General features: G+C 70.6%; 12 protein-coding genes. 5 read left to right on the top strand and 7 right to left on the bottom strand.

All coding sequences use genetic code 11. The annotated features are described in order from the left end of the window. Positions 1 to 16: 16 nt before the first annotated feature. Together GEM_RS06190 and GEM_RS06185 are read right to left on the bottom strand one after the other, a co-directional pair. Positions 17 to 769, bottom strand: coding sequence for a 4'-phosphopantetheinyl transferase family protein (locus tag GEM_RS06190; protein ID WP_014896577.1), 753 nt, complete (start codon positions 767 to 769; stop codon positions 17 to 19). Positions 770 to 917: 148 nt separating this feature from the next. Further along, a complete protein-coding gene (locus tag GEM_RS06185) occupies positions 918 to 1,982 on the bottom strand; it encodes an alpha/beta fold hydrolase (protein WP_014896576.1) in 1,065 nt (354 codons plus the stop codon). 119 nt (positions 1,983 to 2,101) lie between these two features. Here GEM_RS06185 and GEM_RS06180 point away from each other — a divergent pair, with 119 nt between their 5' ends. The 3 genes from GEM_RS06180 (at position 2,102) to GEM_RS32145 (ending at position 4,678) form a co-directional block, all read left to right on the top strand. After that, positions 2,102 to 3,043 carry a LysR substrate-binding domain-containing protein gene (locus GEM_RS06180; protein WP_014896575.1) on the top strand — a complete coding sequence of 314 codons (942 nt, stop codon included), beginning with the start codon at positions 2,102 to 2,104 and terminating at the stop codon, positions 3,041 to 3,043. A gap of 286 nt (positions 3,044 to 3,329) precedes the next feature. Then, the gene (locus tag GEM_RS06175; protein ID WP_014896574.1) at positions 3,330 to 4,562 is read left to right on the top strand and encodes an MFS transporter; all 1,233 of its coding nucleotides are present in this window, start codon (positions 3,330 to 3,332) and stop codon (positions 4,560 to 4,562) included. Then, complete coding sequence (locus GEM_RS32145; protein WP_014896573.1) at positions 4,553 to 4,678, top strand: hypothetical protein; 126 nt, start codon at positions 4,553 to 4,555, stop codon at positions 4,676 to 4,678. Before GEM_RS06175 ends, GEM_RS32145 begins: the two co-directional genes overlap by 10 nt. A gap of 61 nt (positions 4,679 to 4,739) precedes the next feature. On the opposite strand, the gene GEM_RS06165 is transcribed toward GEM_RS32145, so the two are convergent. Next, positions 4,740 to 6,218 carry a cryptochrome/photolyase family protein gene (locus GEM_RS06165; protein WP_014896572.1) on the bottom strand — a complete coding sequence of 493 codons (1,479 nt, stop codon included), beginning with the start codon at positions 6,216 to 6,218 and terminating at the stop codon, positions 4,740 to 4,742. 350 nt (positions 6,219 to 6,568) lie between these two features. On the opposite strand from GEM_RS06165, the gene GEM_RS06160 reads away from it, so the two are divergent. Both GEM_RS06160 and GEM_RS06155 read left to right on the top strand, forming a co-directional pair. Continuing rightward, positions 6,569 to 7,048, top strand: a complete 480-nt coding sequence (locus GEM_RS06160) for an SRPBCC domain-containing protein (RefSeq protein ID WP_041490622.1) — start codon at positions 6,569 to 6,571, stop codon at positions 7,046 to 7,048. Positions 7,049 to 7,061: 13 nt separating this feature from the next. Then, on the top strand, positions 7,062 to 7,514 hold the full coding sequence (locus tag GEM_RS06155) for a nuclear transport factor 2 family protein (protein ID WP_014896570.1): 453 nt from the start codon (positions 7,062 to 7,064) through the stop codon (positions 7,512 to 7,514). A gap of 60 nt (positions 7,515 to 7,574) precedes the next feature. Here GEM_RS06155 and GEM_RS06150 read toward each other — a convergent pair whose 3' ends face one another. From GEM_RS06150 to GEM_RS06135, 4 genes are read right to left on the bottom strand one after another with little or no spacing between them, the layout of a single operon-like run. Beyond that, positions 7,575 to 8,555, bottom strand: coding sequence for a hypothetical protein (locus GEM_RS06150; RefSeq protein WP_014896569.1), 981 nt, complete (start codon positions 8,553 to 8,555; stop codon positions 7,575 to 7,577). Between the two features lie 17 nt (positions 8,556 to 8,572). Continuing rightward, on the bottom strand, positions 8,573 to 9,364 hold the full coding sequence (locus GEM_RS06145) for an SDR family oxidoreductase (protein WP_014896568.1): 792 nt from the start codon (positions 9,362 to 9,364) through the stop codon (positions 8,573 to 8,575). A 40-nt stretch (positions 9,365 to 9,404) separates the two neighbouring features. Further along, positions 9,405 to 10,598, bottom strand: a complete 1,194-nt coding sequence (locus tag GEM_RS06140; protein ID WP_014896567.1) for a sulfotransferase family protein — start codon at positions 10,596 to 10,598, stop codon at positions 9,405 to 9,407. Then, positions 10,595 to 11,704 (bottom strand): DUF1214 domain-containing protein, encoded by a 1,110-nt coding sequence (locus tag GEM_RS06135; protein WP_014896566.1) that lies wholly within the window; start codon positions 11,702 to 11,704, stop codon positions 10,595 to 10,597. Before GEM_RS06135 ends, GEM_RS06140 begins: the two co-directional genes overlap by 4 nt. Between the last annotated feature and the right edge of the window lie 112 nt (positions 11,705 to 11,816).

The following is an 11,816-nucleotide window of genomic DNA, read 5'->3' as shown; positions in this document are numbered from 1 at the left end:
GCGGGTCGACGCCGGTTCAGCGCGTCCACGCGACGCACGCCGCATAGCCGGGCGCCGCGTCGAGCCAGCCCGCGTCGAACGCGGCCACGCCGGCGGCGGGCGCGGCCGGCTCGACGATCGTCGCCGCCGGTGTCGCCGCATCGCGCGGCGGCACGACCGCAAATGCGCGCAGGCCGCCGACGATGCCGGTGCCGAGCGCCTTCAGCAACGCCTCCTTCGCGGACCACACACGCATGAACGCTGCGGCGCGCGCGGCGGGCAGCAGGCCGTCGAGATACGCGGCCTCGGCGGCCGTGCACACCTCGCTCGTCAGCGCGCGCCAGTCGGTCGACCGGCTGCAGCTTTCGATGTCGACGCCCACCCGCCCCGCACCTGCCCACGCGATGAGCGCGTGATCGCCCGCGTGCGACACGTTGAAATCGAGCGACGCGCGATGCGCAGGGTCCAGCGACGGACGCCCCGATGCATCGACGACGATCGCGACTTCCTTCGGCGCAATGCCGAGCGCCGCGCCGAGCACGTCGCGCAGCGCGGCGCGCGTCGCGGCGCTGCGCACCGCATCCTCGTGCCGCAGATAGCGCCCGGCACGCGCGTGCTCGGCGTCGTTCAGGGCCGCATAGGCGGGCGACGCGAGCGGCACGCACCAGTCGAAGTCGATGCGCGCAACCCGCACGCCGGCACGCGACGCGGCAGGCGGCACGTCGAGCGCCGCCACGCGCCACGCGCGGGGCCTGTCGGCGAGGAAATCTGAATCGGGCGGAATGGACATCGGCACGCAGCAGCCAGTCGAATGAAACGTCCGATGTTAATCGATCGCGACTGCCGCGGATCGATGCCTGGCGACCGATACCGCCTGCAGCGGCAGCCGGCGCGGCCGCGTCATCGACGCGACGGCACGGCTGCGTGCCGGCGTGCCGTCACCCGTGCGCGACGGCACCCGGCACGCCGCTTCCCGCCTGCCGCGCACGCTGCGCCGGATGGCGCGCCTGGACATTGCCAGGCGCATCGGCCGGCAGCGCGCCGTGCTGCAGCCAGTAAAGCGCGACGGGCCACAGCGTGTCGGTGAAGCGGCTGTGGAAGAACGCGAAGTGGCCGATCGCGTCGACGCCGATATCGCGCGGCGCGATCCGCAGGTGCGTGACGTCACTGCCCGTGTAGTAGCCGACCAGCCGTTCGATCGCGTCGACCGTGCCGAACCCGTCGTCGTCGAGGCCGATCGCGAGCATCGGCGCCGACAGCTGCGCGAAGCGGGCCGGCAACGCGGCGCGGCTCGCGGCGGTTTCGGCGAGCAGACCGCGCGTATAGGTGTCTTCGAAGCGCGGCTGCGAGCGCACCCACGACAGCGCGACGCCGCGCGGCGTGTCTTCCATCCAGCCGAGCCGTTTCGCGGGCACGTAGCCGAACACCGCCGCGAGCGCCGGCATCGCGACGTGCCACTTCCACCACATGCGCCGCCGCTCTTCCGGCCGATAGTCGCGCCAGTACGCATACTGCGCGCCAACGGTCACCACATGGCGCACGTACGCGTTCGACGCCGCGAGCCCGAGCACGCAGCCGCCGATGCTGTGCGCGACGACGTCGAGCGGCTGGCCGGGGAACGCATCGCGCGCGTAGTGCAGCGCGGCCTCGCAATCGAGCCGCCCCCAGTCGAGCCAGTTCGCGCGCAGCTTCGCGAGCCGCGCGGGGCGCGACCCGCCGATCCCGCGATAGTCGTAGACGAGCACGTCGCGCCCCTGCGCGAACAGCCAGGCCGCAAAACGGAAGTAATAGTCGCAGCGCACCGACGTCGCGCAATTGACGACCGTCACCGGCCGTGCGGCGGCGCCGCCGCGATGCCGCCATACGTAGCCGCGCAGCGCATAACCGTCGGCCGCGATCAGCGTCACGGGTTCGGGCGGCAGCGTGCCGGTCGTGCGACCGGCCGCGTGATCCGGCGCTCGCGCATCACGCGCGGCCCCGCCTGCTTCGTTCGAAATCGTCATCCTGTCTCCTGTGCGGCGCCGCATGACACGGCGCCCGCCCGCTCGGCCAGCCTCCATTGAACTTGACGCGCTCCGCGTTCTCAACCAATCTTGCTGCTCCGTTCGCATGAGCCCTACGCATGTCAACGCCGCTCGTCCGTCTCCCGTCGCTGGACCTCGTGCGCGGCTTCGTCGCCGTCGGCCGCCGCATGAGCATCACGCTCGCCGCGCAGGACCTGTGCGTCACGCAGTCGGCGGTCAGCCGCCAGGTGCATGCGCTCGAGGCGCATCTCGGCGTCGCGCTGCTGCAGCGCGGCTATCGCAGGATCGCGTTCACGCCGGAAGGCGAGCGGCTGTTCCGTGCCGCCGATGCGGCGCTGCTCAGCCTGCAGGACACCGTCGCATCGCTGGCCGCCGCGCGCGAGCGCCAGCCCGTCACGATTACCGCGAGCATCGGCGTCACCGCGCTGTGGCTGCTGCCGCGACTCGGGCGCCTGCAGGCGCGCCTGCCCGACATCGACTTGCGCGTCGCCGCGAACGACAAGGTACTCGATTTGCGCGCGGAAGGCATCGACCTCGGGATCCGCTACTGCCCGCGCGAGCGCGCGCCGGCCGGCGCGCTGCGCCTGTTCGACGAGATCGTGGTGCCGGTCGCGCACCCGGCGCTGGCCTCCCGGCCCGTCACCGACGCTGCCGCGATCGCGGACCACGTGCTGCTCGAATTCGACGGCCCGCCGCAAACGCAACTGCAGTGGCGTGCGCACCTGCACGCGGCCGGGCTTGGCGACGCGCGCCCGAAGGGCGTGCTGCGCTTCAACCAGTACGACCAGGTGATCCACGCCGCGATCGCCGGCCAGGGCGTCGCGCTCGGACGGCTCGCGCTCGTCGCGCCGATGCTCGCGGACGGCCGGCTGGCGGTGCTCGGCCCGCACTCGCAGGCGTTGTCGGACGCCTACGGTTACTGGCTGTTCCGGCACGATCCGGCACCGCGGCGCGAAGTCGCCGACGTGCGCGACTGGATTCTCGCGGAAGCGGCCGAGTGCGACGCGGCAATGCACGCATACGACGCGACGCAGCCGTAAGCCCGAACCGGCTTTCCGCACCGGGCCCGTACCTGGGCAGCGTTGCGCACTGGATCGCGCCCCGGCAACCGATGGGCCGCCGCCCGGGTTCAGCCACGCCCCGCCTCCCACGCCTCCCCCGACACGCTGGCTGCATGCGCGGCAAAGGCGCCGCCCACCCGGCCCGCATCGCATTCCCTCCAGGCATGCGAACCCGACCGAATGATCGCTTGAGCGACGCCGGGCCGGATCGTCTAATCGGATCGAACGCGGCCGTCGCGCCGCACGCATTCATCCGGAGACCCGCATGACCCCGATCGAACAAGACGTCCGGCGCCGCTGGTTGCCGGTGCTCGCAGGCGGCCTGATCATGGGCGCCGCGCTCGGCATCCGCCACGTGCAGGGGCTGTTCCTCGCGCCCGTTACGCTCGAGCACGGCTGGTCGCGCGAAGCATTCGGCCTCGCGCTCGCGCTGCAGAACCTGATCTGGGGCATCGCGCAGCCGTTCACCGGGATGATCGCCGACCGCTTCGGGTCGGTACGCGTGATCGTGGCCGGCATGCTGCTGTATGCGGCGGGGCTGGTCACGATGGCATTGGCGGCGTCGACCGGCGTGTTCACGGTCGGCGCGGGACTCGTGATCGGCATCGCGCTGTCGGGCTCGGCCTTCGCGTCGATCTACGGCGCGCTGAGCCGCCTGTTTCCGGCCGACCAGCGGGGTTGGGCGCTCGGTGTCGCCGGCGCGATCGGCGGGCTCGGCCAGTTCTGCATGGTGCCGGTCGCGCAGGTCCTGATCGGCGGCATCGGCTGGCAGCATGCGGTCATCGCGCTGGCGCTCGTCACCGCCCTGCTCGCGCCGCTCGCCGCGCTGGTACGCGACCGGCCCGTGCAGGCCGCGAGCCGTGCGGACGGCCCCGACCAGTCGATCGGCGCGGCGGTTCGCGAAGCATTCGCGCATCGCGGCTTCTGGCTGCTGAACGCCGGATTCTTCGCCTGCGGGTTCCAGCTCGCGTTCATCGCGACCCACCTGCCCGCGTACCTGCTCGATCACGGCCTGCCGGCGCGTCATGCCAGCGTCGCGCTCGCGCTGATCGCGCTGACCAACGTCGCCGGCACCTACGCGTGCGGCCATCTCGGCGGCCTGCTGCGGCGCAAGTACGTGCTGTCCGTGCTGTACCTCGTCCGCGCGCTGGCGATGGCCGCGTTCGTCGCGGCACCGTTGTCGCCCGCGAGCGTCTACGTGTTCGCGGCCGTGATGGGCTTCACGTGGCTCGGCACGGTGCCGCTGACGAACGGCGTGATCTCGCAGGTGTTCGGCGTGCGCTACATCGCGACGCTGTTCGGCTTCGTGTTCTTCGGGCACCAGCTCGGCAGTTTCTTCGGCGTGTGGCTCGGCGCGCTCGTGTACGACGCGACGCATTCGTACCTGCCGCTGTGGATCGGCTCGATCGCGCTCGGCGTGCTGGCGGCGCTGCTGCACCTGCCGATCGACGACGCGCGCATCGCGCGTCCGGTGCCGGGCAAGGCCGCATGGGCGTAGTCATGCGTGCCGCGCTGGCCGCCGGCGTGCTCGCGTTCGTCGCGTGGTGTGGCGCGACCTACTTCGATTCGGGCGTCGCGCTCGCGCTGCTCGAGCATGCCGCGTTCTGCAATTGACGCGGCGAGCCGTGCCGCGCGCACGGATGGTCCCGCGATGCTCAGTGGCGTCCAGCGGCACTCAGTGACGCTTGGGCAACGCGGCCAGCGCGTCGAGCGCACGACCGCGCGCGCCGGCGTGATCGACGAGCGGCGCCGGATAATCGATGTCGAGCCGCACGCCGGCCGCCGCGAGCTCCACCGGCGATGCTTCCCACGGCGCATGGATCGTCGCCGCGTCGAGGCCGGCAAGCTCCGGCACCCAGCGGCGCACGTACGCGCCGTGCGGGTCGAACTTCCGGCCCTGCATGACCGGATTGAAGATGCGGAAATACGGCGCGGCGTCGGCGCCGCAGCCGGCCACCCATTGCCAGTTCGCCGGATTGTTCGCCGGGTCCGCGTCGACGAGCGTGTCGTGGAACCACGCTTCGCCGGCCCGCCAGTCGATCAGCAGATGCTTGACGAGGAACGACGCGACCACCATCCGCACGCGGTTGTGCATCCAGCCGGTCGTCCACAGTTCGCGCATCCCGGCGTCGACGAGCGGATAGCCGGTCAGGCCGCGCTGCCATGCGCGCAGCGCGGCGGGATCGTCGCGCCACGGCATCGCGTTGAACTGCGCGCGAAAGCTGTCGGTCGCGAGCGCCGGGAAGTGATACAGCAGCGTGTAGCTGAATTCGCGCCAGCCGAGCTCGCTCAGGAATTTCTCGGCGCCGGCCGCACAAGCCGCGCCGTCCGCCTGCGCGGCGCCCTGCACCGCCTGCCACACCTGGCGCGGCGACAGGTTGCCGAAGCGCAGGAACGGCGACAGCCGGCTCGTTGCGGGCTGGTCGGGGCGATCGCGCGTATCCGCATAGCCGGCTAGTGACTCGACAGAAAACGCGTCGAGCCGCGCGTGCGCGCCGGCTTCGTCGGGCGTCGGCCATGCGTCGCGCAGGCCGCCCGCCCAGTCCGGCGCGTGCGGGCGCAACGCGAGCGCGTCGAGTGCCAGCGCGCGTTCGCGCACATCAGCCGGCCATGGATGAAACGCGATCCGCGCGGGCTCCGGCAGCGGCGCGTCGACGGTGCGATCGCGGCGCACCGCGCGCCAGTACGCGGTGAACACCTGGAACGGCGTGCCGGCGCCCGTCAGCACCTCCCACGGTTCGTTCAGCAGGCTGCCGTTGCTGCTCTCGACCTCGAGGCCGCGCGCCTTCAGCGACGCCTTCAACGCCGCATCGGCGTCGCGCTGCGGCTGCGCATAGCGCCGGTTCCAGTACACGGCCGCCGCGCCGGTATCGTGCGCGACACGTTCGATTTCCCGCCGCGCATCGCCGCGCAGCAGCAGCAGGCGCCCGCCATGACGCGCGAGCGCCGCGTCGAGCGCGGCCAGCGAGCCATGCAGCCACCAGCGCGCTGCCCCGCCGAGCGGGCGCCCGGCGCCTTCGCCGGTATCGTCGACGAACACGCACACGAGCGGCCGGCCCGACGCGACCGCACGCGTCAGCGCGGGCTGGTCGGTCACGCGCAGATCGTCACGGAACCACACGATCGCAGGAGCAACGGACGACTGGGCTGGCACGGGTACCTCGGGGCAGGAAACGGAACAGTGACCCGTATTGTCGCGGGTGGGTCGCGCGATGTCGATGTTCGACCCGCGCGCGGCGCCCGCTCGCGCGCCTCGCATCGACGGCGCCGCCGGATCGCCGGCCCGGTGAAACGCCTTAGTCCATTCCGACGATTCTTCTCCGCCCACCCGAGCCTACGCTCGATGTCGGGTTCGCCGCGATGCGCGGCATGCGCCGCCCGCATCGCGCGACGCATCCGCCCGGCCCGCCGGCCTCCGCGCGGGTCTTTCCGGCTGCCGCGGCGCGCCCGTCCGCGCGTGCCCGCGGCGCCATCCTCACCCTCAATCTCACCCGATACGCCGCCATGACCAAACCATCCAACCTCGTCACCTCGATCACCGTCGCCATCGACGCCCCGGCTTCCGTCGTCTGGGAAGTGCTGACCGACTTCCCGCGCTACGGCGAATGGAACACGTTCTGCGTCGGCCTCGAAACGACCGGCCGGATCGGCGACTTCGTCTACATGCAGGTGCGCATTCCGGGCACGGAGACCGTGATTCCCGTCAACGAAATCCTGGTCGCGTGCGAGCCCGAACGCCTGCTGTCGTGGGAGCAACGGCCGACCGACGCCAACAAGGACGCTGCGCGCCGCGACCAGTACGTCGAAGCCGACGGCGCCGAACGCTGCCGCTACTTCACGACCGACCAGTTTCTCGGCATCAACGCGGAAACGATCATGCGCGAGCACGGCGGCTGGGTGAAACAGGGATTCGACCAGTGCGCCCGCGACGTGAAGCAGCGCGCCGAAGCGCTGCATGCGGCACGCCGGCGCAAAAGCGCGTGACGGAGAGCGGCTGATGCCCGATCTGCAGACCCTCTCCGACCATCACGACATCCGCGAACTGATCGTCGCGTATTCGAGCGCGATCGATGCGCGCGATTTCGATGCGCTCGATGCCGTGTTCACGCGCGACGCGGTGATCGACTATCGCGCGATGGGCGGGATCGCCGGCGCCTATCCGGATGTGAAGGCGTGGTTGCGCAGCGTGCTGCCGCAGTTTCCGCAGTACCAGCACCTGGTCGGCAACCTGTCGATCACGCTCGACGGCGACACCGCGCGCGGCCGCACGATCTGCTTCAATCCGATGGAAGTCGCACTGCCGGACGGCGGCACGCAGGTGATGTTTCTCGGGCTGTGGTACGTCGACCGGTTCGTGCGCACCGCGCACGGCTGGCGCATCGCGGCGCGCGTCGAGGAGCGCTGCTACGGCCACAACGTGCCGGCCGTGCTCGCGGACGCGACCGGCTGAACCGGCACGACGCGCGCGCCGTGGCAGCGCTGCCCGGCGCGCGCGTCGCAGGCCATCACGTCAGTCGAGCCGGAATGCCGCCTCGAAACGCTCGGCGAACGCGTCGAACTCGGCTTCCGGCAGATGGTTGATGCCACCCGCGCGCTTGCGGCCGCCGCCGGTCGGAAAACCGCGGCAGAACTCGTCGGCGCCGAGCGGCCGGCCGTCGGGCACGCGTACGCTGACTACCAGCCCGCCCTGCGCGCGCGGCGACAGCACCGCGAGCGCCGCATCCGGCGCATTGCGCATCCGCTCGTTCGCGAGCATCCCCGTCACGCGTCGCGCCCACGGCTGATCCGGCATCCTGATCAGCGTCGCGCCGCGCACGTCGCGCAGCGGCGCGAGCGCGCAGGCCCGCGCCATGTCGTCGCGGTAGCCGTCGCGCAGCGCGCCGAACACCGGCGTGCCGCGTACGAAGTCGAGCGGATCGACGCACGGCAGCATCGCGTCGGCAAGCACCGCCGGATCGAAATGCAGATCGCCGACGCAGTCGCCGTATGCGTTGTAGTTCAGGTAGAGCCCGAGCTCGGCGAGCGTGCAGCGTTCGGCGTCGTCGATTCCGTGTTCGCGCGCGAGCGCGTCGCCGAGCGCCGGCAGTTCGTCGCCGTATGCCGCGACGATCGCCCAGCGCACGTGCAGGCCGCCGAGATAGCGGTTCACGAGCGCGCTCGTGCAGACGTCCGCGGCCGTGTCGATATACGCGTCGAAATGCGCCGCGCCGGGCAGTTCACCCGCGAAGTGATGGTCGAAATAGCGGACCGCCGCGCCATCGCGCAGCAGCCGCGCGCACGCGTCGCGGTTCTGGTCGTGCGACACGTCGAGCACGGTCACGCGATCGCCGGCGCACGCGGCGATCCGCTCGAGCAGCTTGATGTCGCGCTTCACGCCGGTCACGAGCGTGCCCGACGCACCTTCCGCGAGCCGCAGTTGCTGCAGCGCGCACAGGCCGTCCGCGTCGCCGTTGAACGCGAAGAAATGTCGTCCCTGGTGGTGTTCCCGCATGTTCCGTTGCTCCATCGTCAGGGCATGAAATCGCCGCCGTTCGCATCCAGCGTCGCGCCGGTCACCGCGTTCGCGTAGTCCGACGCGAGGAACAGTGCCGCGCGCGCGCAGTCGTCGTCGGTCGGCAACTTCGCGAGCGCGATGTTCGCGGCGATCGGCGCGACGATCTCCTCCTCCGTCATCCCGTACTCGGCCGCGGCTTGCCGGAAATACGTCTGCGTCGGCACGCCCCACATCCAGCCCATGTGGATGCTGTTCGCGCGAATGCCGTGCACGCCGAGTTCGCGTGCCAGGTATTTTGCCGCAACCGCGAGCGCGCCCTTCGATACAGCGTAGCCCGACTCCCCTGCAAACGGCTTGCGGGTCGCCTGCGTGTTGATCATCACGATCGCGCCGTGCTTCTGCCGCTTCATGTGCGGGACAATTTCCTGCGTGAGCGTCATCGTGCCGAACACGTTGGTGTCGAACACCGCGCGCCAGCCGTCGAGATCGGCTTCCTCGACCGCCTCCGGAAACGTGCCGTGCACGAACGCGCTGTTCACGAGCGCGTCGATCCGGCCGAAACGCTCGATCGCCTGCGTCGCGAGCTGCCGGCACTGTGCGCGCTCGGCGATGTCGGTCCGCACCTTCAGCACGTCGCACGTGACGCCGAGTTCGCGGATCCGGGCCTCCGCATCGTCGAGCTTTTCCATCGTGCGCGCCGCGACAACGACGCCGCGCGCCCCCTCGCGCGCCGCCTCGACGGCGAGCTTCACACCGAGCCCCGGTCCGATTCCGGAAATCACGACGATCTTGTCCTTCAGCAACATGGGTTGTCTCCTGGTTGTCGTTCGTCTCGCGGGCGCGCCGTCAGCCGGCCGCCTGCAGGTGCCGCGCGCGATACGCGGCGAAGTCGTGCGCGAGTTGCGCATCGGTGAAGCCGAAGCGTGCGATCGAATAGTCGTGCGCGGCGCGCTTGTCGCGGCCGTTGCGCGCCATCCAGTCCGTCATCGACGCGCGCTGCCGCGCATCGAGCGGCATCCCCGCGAAGCGGTACACGGCTTCCGCGACACCGAGCGGATCCGCTACGGTGTCCTCGAAACGCACGTCGAGAAACCGCTCGGCCGGCATTGCGTCGCGCGCCGTCATCGCCGAGCCGATCGCGCGCGCCATCCCCGCGTTCCACTGCGCGCCGACGGCGAGCGGGTCCGGGTCGTCCGCATACATCTGCCACAGCGTGTGCGCCATGCTCGCCATCGACGGAATCGTCTGCGCCGGGTCGCGATGCGTGAGCACGACCTGCGCGCGCGGGAACACGCGGCACAGCACGTCGAGCGCGTGCAGGTGCTGCGGTGTCTTCAGCAGCCAGCGCTCGGCCGGCGCGATGCCGCGCCGTGCCTTCTGCCACTGCAGGAACTGCAGCATCCGCTTCAGGTACGTATAGACCGGCGTCAGGTCCTGCTTCGCGAGCCACGCCGTATAGGCCGGCACGTTCGCGTACGAATCCATCGCGCACACGAACGAGTGTTCCATCAGCATGAACTCCTCGTCGGCGAGCATCGCGTCGAGCGGATGGATCGTCAGGATCTGCGGAATGCAGTCGATCATCGTTGCGACTTCGGCCTGCGCGCGCGCGATGCGCACGCTCGGCACGTCGAGCGTCTCGCCGGCGAGCGGCGCCGGATAGCGCGTTTCCCACCACGCGGCCGAATGGAAACGCGGGTCGACGGCGAGCAGCCGCTGCAGCAGCGTCGTGCCGGTGCGCGGCAACCCGACGATCACGAGCGGATCGTCGATCTCGAGGTCGGCGATCTCCGGATGACGGCGGAAGTAGTCCTCGACGACGAGCCGGTTCACGAGCTGGCCGACGAGCTTCTCGCGCATCAGCGCCGCGCCACGCGCGGACAGCTTCGCTTCATCGATCAGCGACGCGCACATCACGTCGAGCGCCTCGCGATACGGCCCGTCGCCGAACGCGCCGAGCCCGCCCGTGCGCGACACGGCTTCGGCAATCAGCCCGTCGGCGTCGAGCTGTGCGCAGATCGGGTCGAGCGGCGCGTTCATGCGGCCTCCTTCAGCGCGGCGAGCTTGACGACCCGCGTGCGCGGATGCACCGGCTGCGCGGCGCCGACCCAGCGCCAGCAGATCGTGCCGGTGCGATGCCCCGCGGTATCGAGCCAGTTTGCGTCCCCCGGCCGCGCCCCGGCGACTACCACCGTCACGCCGCCGTCGGCGTTCAGCCGCGCACTGTGCTTGTTCACGCAGATGTCGAAGTGCCGGTAGTCGAGCGACTCCATCCAGTAGTTGTTGAGCTGCACGTTCCAGAAATCGCAGTCGGGCACCGCGTCGACGTCGATCACGAGCGCCTCGTCATCGGCCAGCGACCAGCACGAGTGGTAGTAGTAGATGTTCGGATCGCCGCCGACCGACTGGCACAGTGCCTGGTCCGCGGGCGGCAGCGCGTTCACGTGCGACCGGTAGCTCGCGGCCCAGTCGGCAAACAGCTTCGACGTCTGCTCGACGAACTGCGCGGCGCGCGCGAGGCCGCCCTGCAGCACGAGCGGATCGAGCGGCGCCGGGCGATCGTGCGCGCCGATGCGCTCGATCTTCAGTTGCGCCGGGGTCTCCGTGCGCCGGTCGAGGAACGTCTGGCGCACCAGCAATGCATTCGTGCCGGACTCCATGCGGACCCAGTTGCCCGCGCGCGGCGTCTCGCTCAGCACGATCTCGAAGCTGCCGTCCGGCGCGATCTCGAGCTGCTTCGCATCTAGAAAGCCCGTCTGCAGCATCTTGCCGTCCGTCTCGTAGCCGCCCTTCTGCGTGCCGAAGCTCAGGTACGCGACCGTGCCGCGCCGCCCCGTCACGCGATATTCGCAGCGGCCGTCGAGGCGCGCGTACTGGTAAAGGTTGTCGGGATTGTCCGCGCCGATCTTCGCGGTCTCGTGCGACGGCGAAAAAAAGCCGGGCCACGCGCCGTCCGCGAACTCGACGTGCATTTCGAGCGCGATGCGCATCAGCCGGCTCAGGTAGCGGAAACCCTCCGCGCGTGTCAGCGGATCGTCCGGCGCCTCGGCGCGCAGGATCTGCTGTCCGCTGCGTTTCAGGGTGTCGCAGAAATCGGCCCAGGTCTGGCCCGAAAGCAATTGTGTGGCACGTGTGTCGTCCGTCATGTGTCGTCTCCGCCGATGGTCGAGCGCTCACCTTAAGCGCCACCGCCGCGCGCCACTTCGTCCGGGTGGACTAAGGAAAGATCCGCTCCGCCGCAGCATGCCGGTTTAGTCC

Source organism: Burkholderia cepacia GG4 (assembly GCF_000292915.1).
In the GTDB taxonomy this organism is placed as follows: Bacteria; Pseudomonadota; Gammaproteobacteria; order Burkholderiales; family Burkholderiaceae; genus Burkholderia; species Burkholderia cepacia_D.
This window is presented reverse-complemented; position numbering and strand designations above follow the sequence as displayed.

Bases quoted from the DNA above. Each gene is read 5' to 3' on its own strand.
- GEM_RS06135 (WP_014896566.1), bottom strand. From the start codon at position 11,704: ATGACGGACGACACACGTGCCACACAATTGCTTTCGGGCCAGACCTGG.
- GEM_RS06185 (WP_014896576.1), bottom strand. From the start codon at position 1,982: ATGACGATTTCGAACGAAGCAGGCGGGGCCGCGCGTGATGCGCGAGCG.
- GEM_RS06150 (WP_014896569.1), bottom strand. From the start codon at position 8,555: ATGCGGGAACACCACCAGGGACGACATTTCTTCGCGTTCAACGGCGAC.
- GEM_RS06180 (WP_014896575.1), top strand. From the start codon at position 2,102: ATGTCAACGCCGCTCGTCCGTCTCCCGTCGCTGGACCTCGTGCGCGGC.
- GEM_RS06190 (WP_014896577.1), bottom strand. From the start codon at position 769: ATGTCCATTCCGCCCGATTCAGATTTCCTCGCCGACAGGCCCCGCGCG.
- GEM_RS06175 (WP_014896574.1), top strand. From the start codon at position 3,330: ATGACCCCGATCGAACAAGACGTCCGGCGCCGCTGGTTGCCGGTGCTC.
- GEM_RS06145 (WP_014896568.1), bottom strand. From the start codon at position 9,364: ATGTTGCTGAAGGACAAGATCGTCGTGATTTCCGGAATCGGACCGGGG.
- GEM_RS06140 (WP_014896567.1), bottom strand. From the start codon at position 10,598: ATGAACGCGCCGCTCGACCCGATCTGCGCACAGCTCGACGCCGACGGG.
- GEM_RS32145 (WP_014896573.1), top strand. From the start codon at position 4,553: ATGGGCGTAGTCATGCGTGCCGCGCTGGCCGCCGGCGTGCTCGCGTTC.
- GEM_RS06160 (WP_041490622.1), top strand. From the start codon at position 6,569: ATGACCAAACCATCCAACCTCGTCACCTCGATCACCGTCGCCATCGAC.
- GEM_RS06155 (WP_014896570.1), top strand. From the start codon at position 7,062: ATGCCCGATCTGCAGACCCTCTCCGACCATCACGACATCCGCGAACTG.